The organism is Subtercola sp. PAMC28395 (genome assembly GCF_018889995.1).
GTDB lineage: Bacteria > Actinomycetota > Actinomycetes > Actinomycetales > Microbacteriaceae > Subtercola.
In genome coordinates, this window is record NZ_CP076547.1 from 2,565,778 (window position 1) to 2,589,219 (window position 23,442).

A 23,442-nucleotide genomic window follows, 5' to 3' on the forward strand; every position below is an offset into this window, starting at 1 on the left:
TGGAGCATCATGTCTGACACTGAGCTGCTCCCCGTTCTCGCCGAGATTCGCGACGACTTCCTCGCGCTCACGCAGAAGGAGCGCCTGCAGCTGCTTCTGGAGTTCTCGAACGAGTTGCCTGATCTCCCGACGCGGTATGCCGATCATCCGGAGCTCCTGGAGAAGGTCGTCGAGTGCCAGTCGCCGGTATTCATCTTCGTGGAGGTCGACGCAGACGCTGTGGTGCATTTCTTCGCCACGGCTCCCAAGGAGTCCCCCACCACCCGTGGTTTCGCCTCGATTCTCGCCCAGGGCCTCAGCGGACTGACGGCAGAGCAGATGCTCGCCGTTCCCGACGACTTCCCGCAGATGCTCGGTCTCTCACAGGCCGTCTCGCCGCTCAGGCTTCGAGGGATGAGCGGAATGCTGGGGCGGGCGAAGCGCCAGGTTCGCGAACTACTGGCGTCCCAGTCCGCGTGAAGTGAGCCAGTCGCGAATGGAGCCCGTCCAGCGGACCGGGTCATAGTTCCACAGCCGCACGTGCTTGGCGATGGAGAACGGAACGAGCGTGACGAGGTCTGGCCGGGCCTCGGCCAGCCGCCGTGAGGCCGTCGAGGGCACGAACCCGTCATCGTCGCTGTGCAGGATGAGGATCGGGAACGTGATCTCGGCCGCACGGGCCACGAAGTCGAGTCTCTTGAAGTTGATGGGCTGTGCCTGCCCGGCCACGAGCTTGCCCATTCCACTGCCGATGGTCGCCATCACGCCCTTCGAAATGGGCTCTGGCAGGTGATTCAGGTGGCCCTGGAACACGATCGTGTCACTCCAGGCGACCACCGGTGAGTCGAGAACCACAGCGCGCAGATAGGATGCCCGGACCGACCTCGTCGCTGCCTGGAGCACTGTCGCGCCACCCATCGACCAGCCCATGAGGATGAGCTGCTTGGCGCCGTTGTCGATCGCGTACTTCATCGCGGCGTCGACGTCGTGCCATTCCGTGTCGCCGAGAGCGTAACGCCCGTCGGGGCTCCGTGGTGCCTCGCCGTCGTTGCGGTACGAGATCTGCAGGGTGCTGTAGCCGAGTTCGTGAAAGAGCGGGAGCGCCCGGATCGTCTCGGCCCGCCGCACGCCCCGGCCGTGCACCTGGATGACCCAACGGTCGCTGGGGTGCCCCTTGTCGTCGGTGGCCGTCACGAACCACGCCGGTGCGAGCCCCAGTTCGGTCTCGACTTCGACGTCGACGACGTCAAGACCGGTTTCGCGGGGATCGAGGTAGTACCAGCTGCCGAGGCGGCACCACCGGGCATCCGTGAGGTCACCGTAGTCGACCCGCTCGAGCGTGCGCGTCACCCGGCCGGCGGTCACCGAGACGATGTCGCCGACCCTGGCGTGACCGGTGCCGCCGGCGAACCAGAGACTGTACTTTCCGGCGACCAGGGAGTCTGCCGACACACCGAGGGTGATGGTGCCGCCGGGCTCGTCGACCGCATGGATGCGAAGGGATTCATCAGAGGAATCGGTCGGGATCACCACCGACCGGGAGAACTTCGCAGTGACGAAGGCTGCCGCTGCCGCTGTGGAACTGGCCGCGGCCCCCACGGCGATGAGGCCGAGGACCCACGGCGAGACGGTGTCACTCTTGCTGGCCCGATGGGACCCCGCATGTTCGGCGCCAGCACGCTTGCCGCTCATGCCTGAAGGCCTGTCACTGTACGCATCTCCTGTCGTTGTTTTGCTCGCCGCCCGTCTGAGCGCCAGTCGTGCACTTTCAAGCGGCGAGCCTCGCGTGCGACTACTTCAAAAAACTCTAGTCTGGCCACGTGCCCGATTCAGACTCCAGCTCCGCTCTGCCTGCGGCATTCGCCGAGGCCCTGGGCTCCCTCCGCACCGCTGCGGCGCGGCCAGAACTGATGGTCAGGGAGATAGCCTCGCCGGCGAACCTCGCGCCCCACACCCTCGCGTTGTCTGCCGATGTCACGCCCCTGCGTCACGGCGCTGATTCTGATCTCGGCACAGGGCGCTTCATCCTGTTGTACGATCCCGAAGCGCCGGCCGCCTGGGGTGGAGTCTTTCGCGTCGTGTGCTTCGTTCAGGCACCACTCGAGACCGAGATCGGGCTCGATCCGTTCCTGGCAGACGTCACGTGGTCGTGGCTGATTGATGCGCTCGACGCGCAGGGTGCAAACTATTCACATGCTTCGGGAACCGCAACAAAGATCATCTCCACGGGATTCGGAGAGCTGGCTGCGCAGGGCGACGGTGCCCAGATCGAGCTTCGAGCATCGTGGACGCCGGGAGATGGCAACGTGAAGTCCCATGTCGAAGCGTGGGGTGACCTGCTCTGCATGCTCGCGGGTCTGCCGCCTGTCGCCGAAGGAGTGACGCTGCTCCAGGCCCGGCGCGCAGCGCGTGAGTGATCCGGTGAGCGACCTCGCGACTGGGGCAGTGAACAAGCCCCGCCACGTCATCGACTCACACCACGAATATCTCGAGGCCGTCGCGCTCATCGCCGGTGGTACCGGCCCCCTGGCCGTCGATGCCGAGCGGGCATCGGGTTTTCGCTACTCCCAGCGCGCCTACCTCATCCAGATCTACCGTCGAGGTGCTGGTACCTTCCTCTTCGACCCTCCGCCGATCGGTGCGTTCACCGAACTCGCCAGCGTCATCTCTGGCGAGGAGTGGGTGCTGCACGCAGCCAGCCAGGATCTCGCGTGCCTGCGCGAGGTCGGGCTCGACCCGACGGTGATCTTCGACACCGAGTTGGGCGCCAGACTGCTGGGGCTGCCCAGGGTGGGGCTGGGTACGGTCGTCGAAGAGCTGCTGGGCATCCATCTTGCCAAGGAGCACTCGGCAGCAGACTGGTCGACCAGGCCGCTGCCCGCGGCGTGGCTCGAATATGCAGCGCTCGATGTCGAGCTTCTCATCGATCTCCGCGATGTCATGAGCCACATGCTCGACGTGCAGGGCAAGGCAGAGATCGCTCGCCAGGAGTTCCAGGCGACCCTCGACAAGACAGCCAAGCCGGTTTCCGCAGACCCGTGGCGCCGTCTGTCGGGCGTGCATTCGCTTCGAGGAGCCAAGAACCTCACTGCCGCACGTGAACTCTGGTTGGCCAGGGACCAGCTCGCGCGGGAGACCGATGTCGCGCCGGGCCGGCTCGTGCCCGACCTCGCGCTCACGGCGGCGGCCCGTGCCCTCCCCGCTTCAAAGCGTGAACTTGCCTCTCTCCGCGAGTTCACCGGCAGGGCAAGCCGGTCAGAGCTCGACCGATGGTGGGCCGCCATCGAGATCGGCCGAAATGCAACAGCGGCACCCCAGCTGTCACGAACGGGCGACACTCTCCCGCCACCTCGAAGCTGGTCAGACCGCAACCCCGAAGCGGATGCCCGGCTCAAGCTGGCCCGCACCGCACTGCTCGAGGTGGGAGAGACCGAGCATATCCCGCTCGAGAACCTGCTCACGCCCGAGATTCTCCGCCGCCTGGCGTGGACTCCCCCAGCTTCAATCGATGTCGAAGCCATTTCCACTGCGCTGGCTTCGGCCGGGGCCCGGCCATGGCAGATTGGGCTTACTGCACAGCCGATCGCCGATGCCTTTGTACAAGCCCTCCAACAGCCAGCCGACGCGGTCGAAGACGAATCGTAGGAACAGTCAAACGATTTCGACGCGAATCGGCCTGTGTTTATGGTGAATGACAGCACGGTCGAATGACAGCGCGGGTGAAACCCTGCACTGTGTAGACCAGCACGTAAATCGAAAGGCATGAGGCATAGTGGCCGAAATATCTGAAGTCGTTTTTGTTGATGGAGTTCGTACGCCGTTCGGGCGTGCGGGTGAAAAGGGCATGTTCTGGCAGACCAGGGCCGATGACCTCGTGGTCAAGGCCATGATGGGGCTCCTGGAACGCAATCCTGGGCTCCCACCCGAGCGCATCGACGAGGTCGCCATCGCGGCCACGACCCAGCAGGGTGACCAGGGCCTGACACTCGGCCGCACGGCCGCTCTTCTCGCAGGGCTCCCGAAATCCGTTCCCGGTTTCGCCATCGACCGCATGTGCGCTGGCGCCATGACGAGCGTGACGACGACGGGAAGCGGAATCGGTTTCGGCGCCTACGACGTCGTCATCGCCGGTGGTGTCGAGCACATGGGTCGTCACCCCATGGGGTTCGGCGCAGACCCCAACCCACGCTTCCTGGCCGAGCGGCTGGTGAGCGAAGAGGCGCTCAACATGGGATCGACAGCGGAGCGCATCCACGACAGGTTCCCTCAGCTCACCAAAGAGCGCTCCGACCACTACGCCCTGCGTAGCCAGCAGAAGGTCGCTGCGGCCTACGCGGCCGGCAAGATCCAGCCCGACCTGATTCCGGTCGCCACGCGAAGCGCCTCCGGGTGGGGTCTCGCCACCGCCGACGAGGCACCGCGCCCCGAGACCACGATGGAGGGCCTCGCCACTCTGCGCACGCCATTCCGCCCCCACGGCCGGGTCACCGCCGGCAACTCCTCCGGCCTGAACGACGGCGCGACGGCGTGCATCCTCGCGAGCGGCGACGCCGTCAAAGAGCTCGGCCTCACGGCCAAGATGCGAATGGTGAGCTTCGCCTTCGCCGGTGTCGAACCCGAGATCATGGGCATTGGGCCCGTTCCCTCCACCGAGAAAGCCCTCAAGAAGGCCGGTCTCTCTATCACCGACATCGGGCTGTTCGAGCTCAACGAGGCGTTTGCGGTTCAGGTACTGTCGTTCCTCGACCACTTCGGCATCGACGACGACGACGAGAGAGTCAACGAGTACGGCGGAGCGATTGCCATCGGGCATCCGCTCGCCTCGTCTGGCGTGCGCCTGATGAACCAGCTCGCCCGCCAGTTCTCTGAACACCCCGAGGTTCGCTACGGTCTGACTGCCATGTGCATCGGCCTCGGCCAGGGCGGCACCGTCATCTGGGAGAACCCGAACTACGACCGAAAGGCGAAGAAGGCACGTCGCTAGGGCGACACGGCTGACACGACCATGACTGACTACTCCAAGATCGACTTCTCCGAACTCATCGCCTTCTCCGTCGACGAAGTCGTCACGCACTCGTACGTGCGTGACGTTCCTCTGAGGAGCGGCAAGACCCTCGCACTCATCACGCTCGACAACGACCGTGACCACACGCGGCCGAACACGCTGGGACCCGTCACGCTCGTCGAGTACGGCGACGTACTGGATGCCCTGCGGCAGCGTGCCGCGAACGGTGAGATCGACGCGGTCGCCGTAACAGGCAAGCCGTTCATCCTTGCCGCCGGTGCTGACCTGAGCAAGGTGGGAGAAGTGTCGTCGCACGCGATGGCGAAGCAGATGGCCCAGCTCGGTCACTACGTTCTCACCAAACTCGGCGAGACCGGTGTGCCCTCGTTTGCCTTCATCAACGGGCTGGCCCTCGGTGGCGGCGTCGAGATCGGCCTCGCGGCCGACTACCGCACGGTCGACTCGTCGATCCCCGCCCTGGCACTGCCCGAGGTCTTTCTCGGTATCATCCCCGGCTGGGGCGGCGCATACCTGCTTCCGAACCTCATCGGCATTGAGAACGCCCTCAAGGTGATCATCGAGAACCCGCTCAAGAACAACCGCACCCTCAAGGGCAAAGACGTTCTCGAGCTCGGCATCGCCGACGTCATGTTCTCGTCGGCGAACTTCCTCGAGGAGTCTCTCACCTGGGCTGACGGCGTGCTCGACGGCTCGATCATGGTCAAGCGCCCGAACGCCCCCGGCAAGGTCGAACGCCTGGTCAAGTGGGATGCAGCGGTGGGCATCGCCCGCAAGATGCTCGAGAGCCGCATCGGTACGGTTGCCAAATCGCCGTATGCCGCCCTCGACCTGCTGAAGGCTGCAAAATCAGGCACGAAAGAAGAGGGTTTCGCCCGCGAGGACGACGCCTTGGCCGATCTGGTTGCCGGCGATCAGTTCCGGGCGAGCATCTATGCCTTCAACCTCGTGCAGAAGCGGGCCAAGCGGCCGGCGGGCGCACCAGACAAGAAGCTCGCGAAGCCCGTCACCAAGGTCGGAGTCATTGGCGCCGGTCTCATGGCCAGCCAGTTCGCGCTGCTCTTCGTTCGCCAGCTCAAGGTACCTGTGGTCATCACCGACCTCGACCAGGGCCGGGTTGACAAGGGCCTCGACTACATCCGGGGCGAGATCGCGGGACTCCTGGCGAAGGGCCGGATCTCGTCCGACGAGTCGAACAGGCTGAACGCCCTCATCTCCGGCACCACCGACAAGGCCGATTTCGCTGACGCGGACTGGGTCATCGAGGCGGTGTTCGAAGAGCTCGGCGTGAAGCAGGCGGTCTTCGCCGATGTCGAACAGTACATCTCAGAGACGGCCGTGCTCGCGACGAACACCTCTTCGCTCTCTGTCGAGCAGATCGGGGCGAACCTCAAGCACCCCGAGCGGGTCGTCGGCTTCCACTTCTTCAACCCGGTGGCTGTCATGCCTCTGGTCGAGGTCGTGAACACTCCCCTCACCAATGACGCCACCCTCAGCACCGCGATGGTCGTCGCCGCGAAGCTGCGAAAGAATGCGGTCATCACCCGCGACACTCCGGGCTTCGTAGTGAACCGCATTCTGGCCAAGCTGCTCGGCGAAGCCATGCACGCGGTCGACACCGGCACTCCGTTCGAGGTCGTCGACACGGCTCTCGCGCCCTTCGGGCTCCCGATGACGTCGTTCGAACTGCTCGAACTCGTCGGACTCAAGGTCGGTGCCCATGTGCTCGACACGCACCACGCCGCGTTCCCCGACCGGTTCTTCGAGAGCCAGAACCTGCACAAGCTGGCCGAGCACGGCAAGATCTTCGAGCGCGACGCCAAGGGCAAGATCAAGGGCTTCGACAAGACGGCCGTGAAGATCGTCTCGGGCGGAACCACGCCGATGACGGGCGACGAGATCCTGCGCAGGGTCGAAGACGGCCTCGCCGACGAGATCCACCGCATGCTCGAAGACGATGTGGTTCATGCAGCTGAAGACATCGACCTCTGCCTCATCCTGGGTGCAGGCTGGCCATTCCAGATGGGTGGCGCAACGCCCTACCTCGACCGGGTCGGCGCATCAGAGCGGGTCTTCGGAGACACCTTCCACCACCCCCGCATTGCGGGAGTCAGCTAGCGCCAGCTGAAACACGATCCAGCGGGTTCGTCGCCACACGCGAGTGCGGCAGACGAACCCGCTGCTGTCTGTGCCTGCGAGGAGAGGTCGCTGCGAGCCCTCTGTCAGTGTGAGTCGAGCTGGCGGGAGTCGGCGTCGTCGGGCAGCGGGCGGGCGATGGGGATCTTGCTGCCGAGTACCTGAGCCACGACGTCGCGAGCGATGTGCTGAGGAGTGAGCCTCGCGTCTTCGAGAATCTGTGAGCGGGTGGCGTGTTCGATGAATTCGTCGGGCAGGCCCAGTTCGGTCACGGCGGTGTCGATGCCGGCCTCCCGCAGGTCCTGCCTGATGCGCGTACCGATTCCGCCGACGCGGATGCCGTCTTCGATGGTGATCACCAGGCGGTGTTCTGCCGCGAGTTCGATCAGACTCTTCGCAACCGGAACCACCCAGCGGGGGTCGATGACGGTGGCGCCGATTCCCTGGGCTGCCAGGCGCTCGGCGACGTCGAGCCCGATTGAGGCGAACGGGCCGACCGTGACGATGAGTACGTCTTTCTGAGCGCCCTCGCGAAGAACGTCGACGCCATCATCCATTCGCCTGACCGCGTCGATGTTCGAACCGACGCTGCCCTTCGGGAACCGGATGACCGTCGGTGCATCATCGACGGCGATCGCTTCAGCCAGCACCTCGCGCAGGCGAACGGCGTCGCGGGGGGCACTCAGACGGATGTGCGGAACGACCTGAAGAATCGCCAGGTCCCAGATGCCGTGGTGGCTCGGTCCGTCGGGGCCGGTGACGCCGGCGCGGTCGAGAACGAAGGTGACGCCGGCGTGGTGGAGCCCGACATCCATCAGCACCTGGTCGAATGCCCGGTTGATGAAGGTGGCATAGAGAGCGACAACAGGGTGCAGGCCCCCGAAGGCCATTCCGGCCGCGCTCGTGACAGCGTGCTGCTCGGCGATGCCGACGTCGAGCACGCGTGAGGGAAACCGCTCGGCGAGAGTGTGGAGACCGGTCGGGCGAAGCATTGCTGCGGTGATGCCCACGATCTTCGGGTTCTTCTCCGCCAACGCGGCGATCTCGTCGGAGAAGACGCTCGTCCACGAGGGGCCGCCTGAGGCGCTGCCGATCGGCTCGCCTGTCTCGGGGTCGATCTGGCCGACGGCATGGAACTGGTCTGCCTCGTCGGCGCGGGCCGGTTGGTAGCCCCGGCCCTTCTCGGTGATGGCGTGCACGATGACGGGCTGACGGTATTCCTTGGCCTGGTGGAGGGCCTGCTCCATCGCCTCGACGTCGTGCCCGTCGATGGGGCCGATGTACTTGATGTCGAGGTTCGAGTAGAGGGCCTCGTTGTTCGTGAGGCGGCTCAGAAAGCCGTGCATGCCGCCGCGGGCACCTCGGTAGATCGCGCGGCCGAACGCTCCGAAATGACCGAAGAGTCGTTCACTCGAATGGTGAAGATCACGGTACCCCGCTGCAGTTCGTACGGAGTTGAGGTAGCGTGCCATGCCGCCGATGGTCGGCGCGTACGAGCGGCCATTGTCGTTGACGACGATGACCAGATTTCGGTCGTTGTCGTCGCTGATGTTGTTGAGTGCCTCCCAGGTCATACCGCCGGTGAGGGCACCGTCGCCCACCACCGCGACAACATGACGATTGGCCTGGCCCGTCATCGTGAACGCGCGGGAGATGCCGTCGGCCCACGAGAGCGAGCTCGACGCGTGGGAGCTCTCGACGACGTCATGCGGGCTCTCAGAGCGTTGGGGATACCCGGCGAGGCCTCCGCGCTCACGCAGGTGGCTGAAGTCCTGGCGGCCCGTCAGGAGCTTGTGTACGTAGGACTGGTGCCCGGTGTCGAACACGATCGCGTCGTGCGGCGAATCGAAGACACGATGGATGGCAATGGTCAGTTCGACCACACCCAGGTTCGGCCCGAGGTGCCCGCCCGTCTTCGAGACTTCGGCGATCAGGAACTGCCGAACCTCGTCGGAGAGCTGGATGAGCTGGTCTGTCGTCAGCGCGTCGAGGTCACGGGGGGAGGTGATCTGTTCGAGGAGTGTCACGCGGTGCCCCACCTTTCGAAATCCGGATGATCTGCAGCCGTTGTACGAGTCTATTGGTGGTTCGTGTGAACCTTCGAAGCGTGGCCGCGAACTTGACAATCGCGCCGCTGGCTGCAGGATCGGCTCACCCGCCAGGGGAACTCTCGCAGAACGCACGATGCCCCACACCCCGTCGGCACCTGAGGGTGCAGCAAAGCAGGGTATGGGGCATCAGCTGCCGTGGAGAACGGCGAGCAGGGTTGTTACGCCGCGGTGACCAGCGAGCGCAGCACGTACTGCAGAATGCCGCCGTTGCGGTAGTAGTCCGCTTCGCCGGGCGTGTCGATGCGCAGCACGGCGTCGAACTCGATGGTCGCCTTGCCCGCCGGCGAGTTCTCGCTCGGCACCGCAGTGACGTGCAGGGTCTTCGGCGTGCGGCCCTCGTTCAACTCTTCGACGCCCGAGATGCTGATGACCTCGGTGCCGTCGAGCCCGAGTGAGGCCCACGACTCGCCGGCAGGGAACTGCAGCGGGAGCACGCCCATGCCGATGAGGTTCGAGCGGTGGATCCGTTCGAAGCTCTCAGTGATGACGGCCTTGACGCCGAGCAGCGAGGTGCCCTTTGCTGCCCAGTCACGCGAGGAGCCTGAGCCGTACTCCTTTCCGCCGAGGATGACCAGCGGGATACCCGCGGCCTGGTAGTTCTCACTGGCGTCATAGATGAACGACTGCGGGGCATCCGGCTGCGTGAAGTCACGGGTGTAACCGCCTTCGACATTGTCGAGGAGCTGGTTGCGGAGGCGGATGTTCGCAAAGGTGCCGCGAATCATGATCTCGTGGTTGCCGCGGCGCGATCCGTAGGAGTTGTAGTCCTTGCGGTCGACACCGTGAGCATCGAGGTACTTGCCAGCAGGGCTGTCTGCCTTGATGTTGCCGGCGGGGCTGATGTGGTCGGTGGTCACCGAGTCGCCGAGCTTCGCAAGAACGCGGGCACCGCTGATCGAGGCCACCGGTGTGGTCTCGATGGTCATGCCCTCGAAGTACGGGGGCTTGCGCACGTAGGTCGACTGGGCATCCCACTCGAAGGTGGGGCCGGTCGGCGTGGGCAGTGAGCGCCAGCGCTCGTCACCGTCGAAGACGCTCGAGTACTCGTGCGTGAACATCTCGGTGTTGATCGAGGTGTCGATCGTGCGCTGCACCTCTGCCGCGTCGGGCCAGATGTCGCGGAGGTACACCTCGGTGCCGTCGCTGCCCGTACCGAGCGAGTCAGTCTCGAAGTCGAAGTTCATCGAGCCGGCCAGCGCGTAGGCGATGACGAGCGGCGGTGAGGCCAGGTAGTTCATCTTCACGTCGGGGCTGATCCGACCCTCGAAGTTGCGGTTGCCCGAGAGCACTGCGGTGACGGCGAGGTCGTTCTTGTTGATCGCGTCGGTGACCTCTTCGATGAGCGGGCCGGTGTTTCCGATGCATACTGTGCATCCATAGCCCACCGTGTAGAAGCCGAGGGCCTCGAGGTCGGCGGTCAGCCCTGCTTTGGCGTAGTAGTCGGTGACGACTTTGGAGCCCGGTGCAAGGGTCGTCTTGACCCATGGCTTCGAGGTGAGGCCCTTCTTCACGGCATTGCGTGCGAGGAGACCGGCCGCGAGCATCACGCTCGGGTTGGAGGTGTTGGTGCAGGAGGTGATGGCGGCGACCGCAACTGCTCCGTGGTCGAGCGTGTAGTTCAGGCCGGCGGGTGTCGTGACCTTCGTCGGAGCCGAGACGGTCGACGGTGCATGGCTGACGTGCGAGTGTGAGAGCTCGTGGGCCGAGGCCTCGTCTTGCGCGGTGAAACCGTTGGGGTCTGAGGCCGGGAACGAGCCGTCGAGCGAGGCGTCCACGCGGGAGAGGTCCTGCTTGGCGTAATCGTTCAGGTCCTGCTCGAACTGCGACTTCGCGTGGCTGAGCTCCACCCTGTCTTGCGGGCGCTTCGGGCCGGCGATCGACGGCACGACGGTGCCGAGGTCGAGCTCGAGGTACTCGCTGAAGGCGGGTTCGACCGACGGGTCGTGCCAGAGCGTCTGCAGCTTGGCGTAGGCCTCGACGAGGGCGACCTGCTCTTCGCTGCGGCCGGTGAGGCGCAGGTAGTCGAGTGTGATGTCGTCGATCGGGAACATGGCGGCGGTCGAGCCGAACTCGGGGCTCATGTTGCCGATGGTTGCTCGGTTGGCCAGCGGCACAGCGGTGACGCCTTCGCCGTAGAACTCGACGAACTTGCCCACGACGCCGTGCTTACGCACCATCTGCGTGATCGTCAGAACGACGTCGGTCGCGGTGACGCCTGCGGGGATCGACCCGCTCAGCTTGAAGCCGACGACCTTCGGGATGAGCATGGAGACGGGCTGGCCCAACATGGCCGCCTCTGCCTCGATTCCGCCGACGCCCCAGCCGAGCACGCCCAGGCCGTTGACCATGGTGGTGTGCGAGTCGGTGCCGACGCAGGTGTCGGGGTAGGCGCGGAGCACTCCCCCGACCTCCCGGGTGAAGATGACGCGAGCCAGGTACTCGATGTTCACCTGGTGCACGATGCCGGTTCCCGGCGGTACGACCTTGAAGTCGTCGAATGCAGTCTGGCCCCAGCGGAGGAACTGGTAGCGCTCACCGTTGCGCTCGTACTCGATCTCGACGTTGCGCTCGAGGGCGTTCTCGGTGCCGAACAGGTCGGCGATGACCGAGTGGTCGATGACCAGTTCGGCTGGCGCGAGCGGGTTGATCTTGGTCGGGTCGCCGCCGAGTTCTCCGACGGCTTCCCGCATCGTTGCGAGGTCGACGATGCACGGAACGCCAGTGAAGTCCTGCATCACGACACGGGCAGGTGTGAACTGGATCTCGGTGTCGGGTTCGGCGGTGGGAACCCAGCCGCCGAGGGTCTTGATGTGCTCGGCGGTGATGTTCGCGCCGTCTTCGGTGCGAAGGAGATTCTCGAGAAGGACCTTCAGGCTGAACGGGAGCTTCTCGTACCCCGGAACGGTGTCGAGGCGGAAGACCTCATATGACTTGTCCCCCACCTGCAGGGTGTCTTTCGACCCAAAACTGTTGACTGCACTCACGTTCGTCTCTCCTTCGCTGACTACGTCAATCTTCTGCGCTCGAGATACCCGTGGCTAGGAAGGCTTACCTAACCGGCTGCGGCACCCTCGTGCTTCACAAAGTATCTTGACGTCGAGATAACTTTAGCACCACACGTATGTATGGTCCTTCACACGCGCCCGAACCTGCGCGTACGTCATTCCCTGTCGACGACGAGCCCACGTCGCTTGGCAAAGCGGTAGTAGATCTCAATTCCGAAGGCTCCGGCGATTCCCACGCCCACCACGTAGAACAGCCACGGAGAGAGCGACACCTCCAGCAGGAAGAAGTCCCGGGTGAACGGCAGCAGGTATGCCAATACGAAGGCGAGCGACACCGAGAGCACGAGCGCCACGCGCTGCCGCGAGAGGGGGCGCGCCAGCACGGAGACAATCCAGAGCGACACGATGAACAGGGCGATGGTGGCGAGGCTGCGGGCTTCACGCTGCGGCAGCGTCTCCCGGAGCGGGCCGTATGCCACCAGGCAAGCGGTCGCCGCGATGACGCCCGTCGGCAGGGAGAATTTGAGCACTCGTGGGAGGATTCCGTGGCGATACCGGCGCCGGTTGGGTGCCAGCGCGAGAAAGAACGACGGCACACCGATCGCGAGCACCGAGACCAGGGTCAGCTGTCGCGGCAGGAAGGGGAATTCCCAGGCGAAGGCAGCGGTGAACAGTGCCAGCACGATCCCGTAGACGGTCTTCGAGAGAAACAGGTTCGAGACCCGCTCGACGTTGGCGATGACCCGTCGTCCGAGCATCAGTACCTCGGGCATCCGGTCGAATCGGCTGTCGAGCAGCACGATCCGGGAGACCGCGCGTGTGGCGGGCGTCGCGTTGCCCATCGCGATTCCGAGGTCGGAATTCTTGATTGCCATCGCGTCGTTCACGCCGTCACCCGTCATCGCGACCGAGCGACCCTGGCCCTGGAGGAGCGCAACCACGGACTGCTTCTGCGCCGGCGACACGCGCCCGAAGATGTTCGACTCCAGGAGGGCGGCCGTCAATTCGTCGTCGCTGTCGAGCAGGCTGGCGTCGACCGCCGCCTCACCCAGGCCGAGCTTTCGGGCGATGGCTGCTACGGTGCGCGGGTTGTCTCCCGACAGGACGATGACGCGCACTCCCTCTTCGGCGAAGTAGTCGAGAGTTTCGCGCGCGTCGGGCCGCACGGTCTCTTCGAAGATCACAAAACAGGCCGGTGAGCACGAGGCGACAGCATCGGGGTGGTCGACGAAGTGAGTCGGCAGGTACTCCGTGCGCGCGAGAACGAGGGTTCTGCGCCCGCTCGACGCGATCGTGTTGGCCGCCGTCAGGGCCACCGGATGCCCGGCCAGCAGCTTCTCGGGAGCCCCCAGCAGCCACGTGACGCCGTCGTCGTGCCCACCGGGTGCGGCAACCCGATACGAGAGCCGTACGGCACTGAAGGCCCGCTGCGAGCTGAACGCCAGCCTCTCCCCCACGACGGCATCACCGAGCTCGAAATGATTCGACAGCGCACGCGAGGTCGAGTTGCCGGCGTCGTCGGTGGCCAGGGCAGCGAGGGCGACCCGACAGTCGTCGAGGTCACCGTCATCACCGGGCAGACTCTCGAGTCCATGGAACCCGATTGCCCCGGTGGTGAGTGTGCCGGTCTTGTCGAGGCACAGCGTATCCACCCTCGCCAGGACCTCGACGGCCGCGAGTTCCTGAACCAGCACCTTCTGCCGGGTGAGGGAGATTGCGGCGACACCGAAGGCCAGGCTGGTGAGCAGTACGAGCCCTTCAGGGATGATGCCGACAACACCCGCGACGGCGTCGATGAGGGCAAGACGCCAGCTCTGGTCTGCCGGGTTCGCCAATGCTGCAAAGCCACCGTACGTGGCAATTCGGCCAAAACCGATGATGATGATCATCGGCACCAGGATCCACGAAAGGTACACGAGAATGCGATTGGTGGCCGCCCGCAGCTCCGAATGCACGAGGCTGTGCCTCTTGATCTCCGCTGTCAGCTTGCTCGCATAGGAATCCGCCCCCACCGCGATCACGCGAGCTTCAGCCGTGCCCGACGACACCAGCGACCCCGACATCAGGTGGTCACCCGGCTTCTTCGCCACCGGGTCGGATTCGCCCGTCAACAGCGACTCGTCGAGAAAGAGTGCCGTCGTCACGAGCACTTCGGCGTCTGCGGTGATCTGGTCCCCAGGGCGCACGATGACCAGGTCACCCAGCACCACCTCTTCTGGTCGGATGATCTGCAGTGCTCCGTCGCGACGAACCGCCGTCTCGGGGGCGGCCAGCAACGCAAGCCGGTCGAGCGCCCGTTTGGCTCTCAGCTCCTGCACGATACCGATGAGTGCGTTGAAGACGACCACGCCATAGAAGAAGCCGTCGCGCAGGTCGCCGAGCAGAATGACCGCGATGAAACAGACCGTCAGAATGCCGTTGAAGAAGGTGAACACGTTCTCGGCGAAGATGCTCCTCAGCGAACGCGAGGTCGGCGCATGCGTGACATTCACCTGGCCGTTGCGCAGACGCTCGGCTACGTCGGCTCCCGTCAGGCCTGGATCGAATGCCACTGTCTGAACCCGTTCCGGTGATTCTCGTCGCCTGGCGCGTTGCCCAGCGACTACTGCTTCTTCTCGTGACCGAATGCGGCCCGCACGAGCAGCCAGGTGACCCAGAGCATGCCGGCGTACAGCGGTATGCCGAGCAGGAGCTTCATCGAACCGAGAGCCTCGGCGTTACCGGCCAGATACAGCGGCAATTCGACGCCGAGCCGAATGCCGAAGAGTCCGACCCAGCACCAGGTCGCGATCAGCACGACCCTGAATTTGGCGGGGTCGCTCTTCCATCCGGTGGCATCGCCGGTGAGCACTCCGACAATCAGTCCGATGAGCGGCCAGCGTGCAGCGATCGACCCGAGCAGGACGACGAGCGATACGGCGTTGATAACCAGGCCCGGCAGAAAGTTGTCTTCCGCTCGCCCGGTGAAGAGGGCGAGAGCTGCTGAAACGGCGACCCCGAGCAATCCCACGACAGCAGGCATGACGGCGCTTCGCGTCACAGCACGCGCCAGAATGAACACGAGAGAGACCGCGACTGGCGCGATCACGCTCGGAGTCAGGTCTTTTGTGAACGTGTAGATCACCAGGAAGGCAAGGCCCGGCAGGATCGACTCGATGAGGCCCCTTGCACCGCCCATCGCCCGCAGCAGTGAGTGGGCCGTGGGCGCCTGGCCTGGTTCGACCTGGCCGATCCCGGAACGCCTCGCGGCTGCTGCAAACGCGTCAGACAGTGTTATCGGGTGATCGTCTGGTTCTTGTGCGGCCCCGGGATCCGGCCGCTGAGCGGGCGGTTGTGAAAGCGGCTCGCCGGTGGTTCGTTCTCCGTAGCGCGGCGGTTCCTGGTCTGTCATCGAGCTGTGCCGTTACAGCGTCGTCGAGGCGTTCGGAGCTGCCGATGTCTTGGGAATGGTGAGAGGAATCAGGTCGCGCGGTGGCATGGGCGAGCCGCCCCGCACAACGACGACACTGCGGAAGAGCTCTTCCACGGCCGCCCTGGAATCTTCGTTCACCATCGCTTCGCCGGCGATCACACCCCGGAGGAACCAGCGCGGTCCGTCGACACCGATGAAGCGGGCGAGCCGGGTCACGGTCGTGCCGTCAGGCGCGGTGGCAGGTACTTCGGCGATGAGCTCGGGCCCGAATACGCCTTCCTGCTCAGTGAGCCTGCCTCCCTGGGCAGTGATCTGTTCGCGGATCTGCCCGCGGATATCGTGCCAGAGTCCCGTGGAGCGGGGGGCAGCGAAGGCCTGGACCTGAAGGGTGGAGCCTGCGAAGTCGAGACCGACCGCGACGACCCGGTTCGTGCCCTCTTCAACCTCGAGCCGGAGCTGAAGCCCCTCGCGCGGGAGGATCTTGACACCCCCGAGGTCGACGTAGGGCCTCGCCGGGTTGGCCTCTTCTGCGTCGAAGGGGCCCTCGTCGGCCCGGTTCTCCGGAGCCGACTTTGCGTCCTGTTGCACAGGAGACGTTTCTTCGAGGGAGACCTCCTGGAGCTCGCTCCCTTCGAGTTCGGTTTCAATCGGTTCGTTGTTGTCAGTCACAGCGAGAACGTCCTCAGTTTCAGTCATTTTTTCCGGTCGACCCGAAGCCGCCGGCTCCTCGGTCACTCGACGGCAACTCGTCGACCGGCACGAATGTGGCCCGACTCACGGGCATCACGATCAGCTGGGCGATTCTGTCGCCGACGGCGATATCGTACGGCACGCTGATGTCAGTATTCAGAAGAGCGACCTTGATCTCGCCCCGATACCCTGCATCGACCGTTCCCGGGGAGTTGACGATCGTGATGCCGTGTTTGCTCGCGAGCCCGCTGCGCGGGACCACGAATGCGACGAACCCGTCGGGCAGGGCAATCGACACGCCCGTGGCGACGGTGTGTCGCTGCCCGGGGGCCAGTGTGAGAGCCTCGGCTGACCGCAGGTCGGCTCCGGCATCACCGGGGTGAGCGTAGCTGGGAATGTGCTCAGCTTTGATGAGTACTTCGATGCTTTCAGTCACGAGTCGAGGGTAGTGCAGATTTCCCAGCCGAAACTCTGATCGAATAGAGGCATGTCGACGTATCGAGAAAGACTGAGCCCCTCAGCACGGGTGTACATCTACCTGGTGCTGCTGGTGCCGGCGAGCATCCTGGTGTTCGCACCCATCAACATGCTTGCCGGCATCATCTGCGCGATCGTGCTCTACGGCGGAAGCGTGGCGGCGCTTCTCGTTCTCTCACCCGTCGTCGAGATCGAGAACGGTGTGTTCCAGGCCGGCAAGGCAAGGATTCCCGTCTCACTCCTCGGTGAACCGGAAGCCTTCACGGGCAGCGCTGCAACACTTGCACGAGGGCAGAAGCTCGACGCACGGGCATGGCTGTGTATCCGTGGGTGGATCCAGCCTGTCGTCAAGGTCTGGGTGCACGACCCGCAGGACCCGGTGCCCTATTGGCTGGTTTCGACCCGAAACCCGAACGAGCTCGTGGCCGCCCTCGAAAGGGCCCACCACGAGCTCGCTGGTCAGTAAGACGATTTATCTATTGTTCACATTTCACATTCGATGCAGACCGGGCCCAGCTTCGTCTGGTGGTCGATCTGTGAGCGGTGCTTCACGAGGAAGCAGTTCACACAGGTGAACTCGTCTGCCTGGGGTGGCAGAACCACCACGTCGAGGTCGAGGTCGGAGAGATCTGCACCCGGGAGTTCGAACCCACCGGGGTTGTCGGCGTCGTCGACGTCTACAACTCCAGACATCTTGTCGGGGACGCGTTCTTTCAGCGCCTCGATGGAATCTGAATCGTCGTCGGTCTTGCGCGGAGCGTCGTAATCGGTTGCCATGCTTATCCACTTCTCATACGCCAGCTGAAACAAAATCGGCGGCGTTAGTTTGCATCATTCCAAGGGGAATAGCAAACCGCGCATCTGCGGCTCACACTCCTCGCCCGTAGCAACTTACGGCACGCCCTGAACATTCCCGACCTCGGGGCGTTTGTCATGGCATCCTTGCAGGCAACTCCAGACCAAGACGGGGACTTTCACCATGCAGGATCTAACAGTCATCGGAATCGAAAACGGGGCACTTCTCGTCACTTCCGAAACCGGTGAGCGATACCGCGTAGCCATCGACGAGGTGCTCCAGTCGCGCCTGCGGCAGAGCACGACGACGCCGAGCGCCGGTGTGAAGGTCTCGCCGCGAGAGATCCAGTCCCAGATCCGTGCCGGAATGAGCGCTGAAGACGTCGCCAGGGCCACAGGAGCCACTCTCGAGTACGTCGAGCGCTTCGAAGGGCCAGTGCTCGCTGAACGACTCCACATCGTGAGTTCTGCGCTTCGGGTTCCCGTGAAGATCGCGTCGAGTGTCGACCCCCTCCGGAGCGACCCACTCGGTGACGACCAGTCCTCCACGTTCGGTGACGTCATCGAAGAACGCCTCGCGGGGCTCGAAGCTGTCGACCTCCGCTGGGCGAGCTGGAAAGAAGAGGCGGGCTGGATCGTCAAGCTCACCTTCACCGCTTCGACCATCGACCACGACGCCCGGTGGCAGTTCGACGTGAAGCGGCACACCCTGGTGCCCCTGAACTCCGGGGCGGTCACTCTCTCGCAACACGGTGAGATCTCCGACGGCCTCATTCCTCGCCTTCGCGTCGTCGACAAGAGCGCTATCGACAGGAGTGCGGGCGGCAGAGAGAGAGCAGACGGAGCGAGGCATGAAAGAGAGGTGAGGCAGAGCGACGGCCTCAGCTTCGACGAACTCGATTCCGCTCTCGACTCAGATCCGTCCACTACGCGTGAGACCCCGACGATCGGCACCATGCCGGCATCCGGGGCATCCGTGCCCGGAGTGCCTGCCGTTCTCGTGGAGCCGACGCCGTTCACCCGCAGCTCGAGCGAATCGTCTGCTGCGGCCTCGGCGGCTGCAGTGAATCGTGCAGCCGAGCGCCCTGCAGCCCACAACGAGACGGCCGACCTCCTCGAGGCCCTACGGCGACGCCGGGGCGAGCGCGAATCCGCCTCGTTCCTGGTCGATGCCTCCGACGATTTCGACCTCATCGACGCACCAGACGCGCTCGAGGGTGAAACCCGGCCCATGGCCAGGCTTTCACCATTCAGTGGCTTCTCGGCTAGGCAACCTGCCCAGGCCGCCGCAAACCCGGAGACGAGCGAGATCGCCCTCGATGGCCTGGAAGTGCCCCCCGGTTCTGCGACAGCGAACGATGCTTCACCAACGTCGTCTTCGGCAACAGGCACACGAAAGCGCGCGAGCCGCACGGCGATGCCGAGCTGGGACGAGATCGTCTTCGGGGCGCGCTCAGACGACGACCTGGGCTAGACGCTTTACTCAAACCCCGTCAGCTGCGTGCCCGTCAGCTGCGTCCCTGTCAGCTGCCCACGTCAGTTGCGGTCGAAGGCTCCGAAGCGTAAGAGAGGCACGATCAGCTCGTCGTCACTCCACGAGCCGTGCTGGCCGATCATGGTGCGTTTGGCCACCGGAGTTCGGCGCGAGTCGTAGTAGGCCACATTCTTTCGCGCGGCAACCAGAATGTCGCCGATTCGCGAGCGGATGCCCGGCAGCACCTCACCGAACCACCCTGCCTCGATCGCCTCGTCGCGGGTCACGACCCACGCCCTCTCCCCCTCTGCCGCCCGCCACGCCTCAAGGAGCCCGGCCCGTTCCGTTTGGTCGAGTGAAGGCTCGAGGTGCAGTTGCAGGCAGCGAGGGTCGCCAGCCACGTGCCTGACGCCAGCCACCAGCGAAGGGTCGGCATCGATGAGCACGTGGGAGGTGAGAGGAATGTCGAGCATTCCGTGGTCGGCGGTCACGAGCATCCCTTCGCCCTTGCGCAGGTGCTCGGCGAAGTTGTGCGTTTCGGCGTCGACCGTTTCGAGGGCCGCCCGCCACTTGTCTGACTGCCAGCCGAACGCATGGGCTGCCATGTCGAGTTCAGGAATGTAGAGGTAGACCAGGCTGCGCCCGCCGCGATCGAGCACAGCGCGTGCCGCGGTGAACCGTTCCGCGATGCTCTTGCCGGCAATGTACGCGGCTCCGCGCAGCACCGCTCCGGTGAACCCGCTGTTCTCGTAGCGCGCAGCACCCACGACCGTGCACTCCACACCCGCCGCGGTCGCCTGCTCGAAGATGGTCGGCTGCGACTGCCATTCGGCCGGCTGCATCTGGGCTCCCCAACCGGTGAGCTGGTTCAGCACGGCATCTGCTGCCGGCACGAGCGCGGTGTAGCCGACGAGCCCGTGAACACCCGGAGAGACACCTGTCGTCAATGATGCCAGCGCTACTGCCGTGGTCGTCGGGAAGCCGCTCACCAGTCGCGCCCTCTTGGTGAGCTTCGCGGCGAGATGGCGTGCGTGCCCCGCACTCGCCCGCAGCGACGAAGCGCCGAGGCCGTCGACCAGTACGACCACCGCCCGTTCGGCCGGGGGAAGCTCCAGGCGATTGGCCGACCCCGACAGCGCGGCGAGGCAACTGGGCAACACGTCTGTGAGGTGAGGGGCAGCCTGATCGAGGGCCGGTAGCATGGGGGGCATTGCGCCCAGTCTGACACAATCGTGCCGGCCCACGGCGACTGACAACCTTCGATGAAACTGCAGGAATGACGCCCAGAACTCCCGAACCCGAAGCTCCGATCGTCGAGAACATCGAAGACATCGACGTCTCGAGCGAAATGCAGGGGTCGTTCCTCGAATACGCCTACTCGGTGATCTATTCGCGTGCACTTCCGGATGCCCGTGACGGCATGAAGCCTGTACAACGCCGCATCCTCTTCCAGATGAGCGAGATGGGGCTTCGCCCCGACCGGGGCCACGTCAAGTCGGCCCGCGTGGTCGGCGAGGTGATGGGAAAGCTTCACCCGCACGGCGACGCATCGATCTACGACGCCATGGTTCGTCTGGCGCAGAGCTGGACCCTGCGGCTCCCCCTCATCGACGGCCACGGCAACTTCGGTTCGCTCGACGACGGCCCGGCGGCCTCGCGGTACACCGAGGCCCGTCTCGCGCCGGCTGCACTGCTCATGACCGACGGGCTCGACGAAGATGTCGTAGACTTCGTTCCCAACTACGACAACCAGCTCACCCAGCCCGACGTGCTGCCTGCGGCCTACCCCAATCTGCTGGTGAACGGCGCGAGCGGCATCGCCGTGGGTATGGCCACGAACATGGCGCCGCACAACCTCATCGAAGTGGTCTCGGGTGCCCGTTACCTGATCACGCACCCCGACGCGACCGTCGATGACCTGATGTCGTTCATACCCGGCCCCGACCTGCCGGGGGGCGGCACGATCGTGGGTCTGGCGGGCATCCGTGATGCCTACACGACCGGCCGGGGGGCGTTCAAGACCCGGGCGAAGGTCAGCGTCGAGACGTTGACTGCCCGCAAGGTGGGTCTCGTCGTGACCGAACTGCCCTACCTCGTGGGAGCCGAGAAGGTCATCTCGAAGATCAAAGACGGCGTGAACGCGAAGAAGCTGCAGGGAATCTCCGACGTCACCGACCTCACCGACCGCACGAACGGCCTGCGGCTCGTCATCGGCATCAAGACGGGGTTCAGCCCCGAGGCGGTGCTCGAGCAACTGTACAAACTCACGCCGCTCGAAGACTCGTTCAACATCAACAACGTCGCGCTGGTCGGCGGCCAGCCCCAGACGCTCGGGCTGAAAGAGCTGCTGCAGGTCTACATCGACCACCGCATCGAGGTGACGACCCGGCGCACGCAGTTCCGGCTCACGAAGCGACGCGATCGGCTGCACCTCGTACTGGGGCTCCTGATCGCCATCCTCGACATCGACGAGGTCATCCAGGTGATTCGCAACAGCGACGACACCGAGCAGGCGCGGGTCCGGTTGATCGACGTCTTCGACCTCGACACACTGCAGGCCGACTACATCCTCGAGCTGCGCCTTCGACGGTTGACGAAGTTCTCACGCATCGAACTCGAGGCCGAACGCGATCAGCTCCGCCGCGAGATCGAGCACCTCGAAGCGCTCCTGGCCAGCAAGGCTCTCATCAGGCAGACCGTCTCAGAAGAGCTCGACGACGTCGCCGACAAGCTGGGCACGCCGCGCCGAACGATGCTCACCGAGGCCCGCGCAGCGGCGCCCGCGGCGGCCCGCGGCCGCAGCCTGCCTTCGCTCGAACTCGCAGACACTCCTTGCCGTGTGTTCCTCAGCACGACCGGCAGGGCACTTCGGGTCGATCTTCCGAACGACGGCGAGCAGGCTCCGGATGCTGCGGCTCACGCGCGTCGCAGCAAACACGATGCCGTCCGCTCCACGGTGCTCACGACAACCCGCACGGAGATCGGCGCCGTCACGAACCTGGGCCGCGTCATCCGCATGTCGGTGCTCGACCTGCCGTCGGCCCCTTCGGCGTCGATCCAGCTCGCCGCCGGGGTGCGAATCTCCGACTATCTCGCCGTCGATGCCAAGCGCGAACGCGTCGTCGCTCTCGTCTCGCTCACCTCAGAGACCCCGATCGCGCTCGGCACGAAACAGGGGGTCGTGAAACGCGTCACGCCCGGCGACTGGCCGAACAAGCCGGACTTCGAGCTCATCACCCTGAAGCCCGGCGACGAGGTCGTCGGTGCAGCGCAGGCACAGGAGTCGTCGAACCTGGTGTTCGTGGCAACGGATGCCCAGCTCCTGCACTTCCCGGCGGCCAGCGTTCGCCCGCAGGGGCGCCTGGCCGGAGGCATGGCCGGCATGAGCCTGTCGGGGGGAGCAACGGTCATTGCGTTCTCCGCCGTTGTGCCGAGCACTGACGCCGACGAGGAGCTGCAGATCGTGGTCGCGACTGTCGCTGGCAGTTCCGGCGTTCTCCCCGGTACAGACACCGGGTCGGCCAAGGTCTCCCGGTTCACCGAGTTCCCACCGAAGGGCCGTGCCACGGGTGGAGTGCGTGCGCATCGCTTCCTGAGGGGCGAAGATGCACTCCAACTCGCCTGGGTCGGCCAGGCCCCGGCTCTCGCTGTGGCCGCAGACGGTGCGGTGCGAACCCTTCCAGATGCGGGCGCGAAACGTGATGCCTCAGGTACTCCCCTGGCTGCCGCCGTCGGCTCGATCGGCTTCGCCGTCTCCATTGATTGAGACGGCTGGCCGGGCTGATGAGGCTGGCTGGGCTGACCGCTGGTTGAGTAGGGGCGCGAAGCGCCCCGTATCGAAACCGCAGGAAACGAAAAAGCGGCGCCGGGCATCCAGTGATGCCGAGGCGCCGCTCTTCAAGCGTGCGTAGTGGCTACTACGAGCGGTGGTCTTCGAGCAGTCGCGCGGACTCGTCGTGCCAGCTCTTGGCGATGGGGAACAGCTTGGCGTGGACCTCGCGACCGTGGTGCGCGCAGAACAGGAGTTCACCGCTGGCCATCTCGACACGGACGTAGGCCTGTGCGCCACAGCTGTCGCAGCGGTCGGCACCGGTCAGCTGACGGCTCACTTCGAGATCGCCCACCACGCTGGTCTCTGTTGCAATTGTTTGCATCTTCTGGCTCCTCACGGGTTCGTACCTCAGACAATCTGTGTAACCAATACAAGCATGAGTATGTTCCCACTAGGTTACATTCGTCTGTGTTTCGCTGTGCGCGTACGGCACACCCGCATTCGGGTGTCGATGCCGTCTGATGTCAGTGCCCGAAAGTATGGTTGGTGGTTGGGTGGGAACCCGTCA

18 protein-coding genes are annotated in these 23,442 nt (G+C 64.8%); 8 read left to right on the forward strand and 10 right to left on the reverse strand.

The window, feature by feature from the left end; all coding sequences use genetic code 11:
- Positions 1-9: 9 nt before the first annotated feature.
- Entirely contained in the window at positions 10-459 is a 450-nt protein-coding gene (locus tag KPL76_RS11820; protein WP_216333715.1) for a SufE family protein, read from the forward strand.
- On the opposite strand, the gene KPL76_RS11825 is transcribed toward KPL76_RS11820, so the two are convergent.
- Positions 436-1,671, reverse strand: coding sequence for a S9 family peptidase (locus tag KPL76_RS11825; protein WP_216333716.1), 1,236 nt, complete (start codon positions 1,669-1,671; stop codon positions 436-438). The two genes, KPL76_RS11820 and KPL76_RS11825, sit on opposite strands and share 24 nt — an antisense overlap.
- Before the next feature lie 128 nt (positions 1,672-1,799).
- Here KPL76_RS11825 and KPL76_RS11830 point away from each other — a divergent pair, with 128 nt between their 5' ends.
- The 4 genes from KPL76_RS11830 to KPL76_RS11845 all read left to right on the forward strand — a co-directional run bounded on the left by KPL76_RS11830 (position 1,800) and on the right by KPL76_RS11845 (position 7,120).
- Positions 1,800-2,396 carry a DUF3000 domain-containing protein gene (locus KPL76_RS11830; RefSeq protein ID WP_216333717.1) on the forward strand — a complete coding sequence of 199 codons (597 nt, stop codon included), beginning with the start codon at positions 1,800-1,802 and terminating at the stop codon, positions 2,394-2,396.
- A gap of 4 nt (positions 2,397-2,400) precedes the next feature.
- The gene (locus KPL76_RS11835) at positions 2,401-3,624 is read left to right on the forward strand and encodes an HRDC domain-containing protein (RefSeq protein WP_216333718.1); all 1,224 of its coding nucleotides are present in this window, start codon (positions 2,401-2,403) and stop codon (positions 3,622-3,624) included.
- A 127-nt stretch (positions 3,625-3,751) separates the two neighbouring features.
- Positions 3,752-4,963: a thiolase family protein gene (locus KPL76_RS11840; protein ID WP_216333719.1), complete on the forward strand. Its 1,212-nt coding sequence runs from the start codon at positions 3,752-3,754 to the stop codon at positions 4,961-4,963.
- Positions 4,964-4,984: 21 nt separating this feature from the next.
- The gene (locus tag KPL76_RS11845; protein WP_216333720.1) at positions 4,985-7,120 is read left to right on the forward strand and encodes a 3-hydroxyacyl-CoA dehydrogenase NAD-binding domain-containing protein; all 2,136 of its coding nucleotides are present in this window, start codon (positions 4,985-4,987) and stop codon (positions 7,118-7,120) included.
- Positions 7,121-7,224: 104 nt separating this feature from the next.
- On the opposite strand, the gene dxs is transcribed toward KPL76_RS11845, so the two are convergent.
- From dxs to dut, 6 genes are all read right to left on the reverse strand, one after another.
- Complete coding sequence (dxs, locus tag KPL76_RS11850; protein ID WP_216333721.1) at positions 7,225-9,165, reverse strand: 1-deoxy-D-xylulose-5-phosphate synthase; 1,941 nt, start codon at positions 9,163-9,165, stop codon at positions 7,225-7,227.
- Between the two features lie 242 nt (positions 9,166-9,407).
- Positions 9,408-12,233 carry an aconitate hydratase AcnA gene (gene acnA, locus KPL76_RS11855; protein WP_216333722.1) on the reverse strand — a complete coding sequence of 942 codons (2,826 nt, stop codon included), beginning with the start codon at positions 12,231-12,233 and terminating at the stop codon, positions 9,408-9,410.
- A 176-nt stretch (positions 12,234-12,409) separates the two neighbouring features.
- A complete protein-coding gene (locus KPL76_RS11860; RefSeq protein WP_216333723.1) occupies positions 12,410-14,806 on the reverse strand; it encodes an HAD-IC family P-type ATPase in 2,397 nt (798 codons plus the stop codon).
- Between the two features lie 50 nt (positions 14,807-14,856).
- On the reverse strand, positions 14,857-15,645 hold the full coding sequence (locus KPL76_RS11865) for a DUF3159 domain-containing protein (protein ID WP_216333724.1): 789 nt from the start codon (positions 15,643-15,645) through the stop codon (positions 14,857-14,859).
- 12 nt (positions 15,646-15,657) lie between these two features.
- Positions 15,658-16,362: a DUF3710 domain-containing protein gene (locus tag KPL76_RS11870; RefSeq protein WP_216333725.1), complete on the reverse strand. Its 705-nt coding sequence runs from the start codon at positions 16,360-16,362 to the stop codon at positions 15,658-15,660.
- Positions 16,355-16,792 (reverse strand): dUTP diphosphatase, encoded by a 438-nt coding sequence (dut, locus tag KPL76_RS11875; RefSeq protein WP_216333726.1) that lies wholly within the window; start codon positions 16,790-16,792, stop codon positions 16,355-16,357. The genes KPL76_RS11870 and dut overlap by 8 nt, the downstream gene beginning before the upstream one ends.
- 51 nt (positions 16,793-16,843) lie before the next feature.
- Between dut and KPL76_RS11880 the strand changes: the two genes are divergently transcribed.
- Complete coding sequence (locus KPL76_RS11880; protein WP_216333727.1) at positions 16,844-17,299, forward strand: DUF3093 domain-containing protein; 456 nt, start codon at positions 16,844-16,846, stop codon at positions 17,297-17,299.
- A gap of 17 nt (positions 17,300-17,316) precedes the next feature.
- Here KPL76_RS11880 and KPL76_RS11885 read toward each other — a convergent pair whose 3' ends face one another.
- Positions 17,317-17,610: a DUF4193 domain-containing protein gene (locus KPL76_RS11885; protein WP_205108569.1), complete on the reverse strand. Its 294-nt coding sequence runs from the start codon at positions 17,608-17,610 to the stop codon at positions 17,317-17,319.
- 202 nt (positions 17,611-17,812) lie between these two features.
- On the opposite strand from KPL76_RS11885, the gene sepH reads away from it, so the two are divergent.
- Positions 17,813-19,102, forward strand: a complete 1,290-nt coding sequence (sepH, locus tag KPL76_RS11890) for a septation protein SepH (RefSeq protein ID WP_216333728.1) — start codon at positions 17,813-17,815, stop codon at positions 19,100-19,102.
- 62 nt (positions 19,103-19,164) lie between these two features.
- Here the strand turns inward: sepH and KPL76_RS11895 are convergent, their stop codons facing one another.
- A complete protein-coding gene (locus KPL76_RS11895) occupies positions 19,165-20,313 on the reverse strand; it encodes an alkaline phosphatase family protein (RefSeq protein ID WP_216333729.1) in 1,149 nt (382 codons plus the stop codon).
- Between the two features lie 65 nt (positions 20,314-20,378).
- On the opposite strand from KPL76_RS11895, the gene KPL76_RS11900 reads away from it, so the two are divergent.
- Positions 20,379-22,868, forward strand: coding sequence for a DNA topoisomerase (ATP-hydrolyzing) subunit A (locus tag KPL76_RS11900; RefSeq protein ID WP_216333730.1), 2,490 nt, complete (start codon positions 20,379-20,381; stop codon positions 22,866-22,868).
- A 151-nt stretch (positions 22,869-23,019) separates the two neighbouring features.
- Here KPL76_RS11900 and KPL76_RS11905 read toward each other — a convergent pair whose 3' ends face one another.
- The gene (locus KPL76_RS11905) at positions 23,020-23,256 is read right to left on the reverse strand and encodes a hypothetical protein (protein WP_205108558.1); all 237 of its coding nucleotides are present in this window, start codon (positions 23,254-23,256) and stop codon (positions 23,020-23,022) included.
- Between the last annotated feature and the right edge of the window lie 186 nt (positions 23,257-23,442).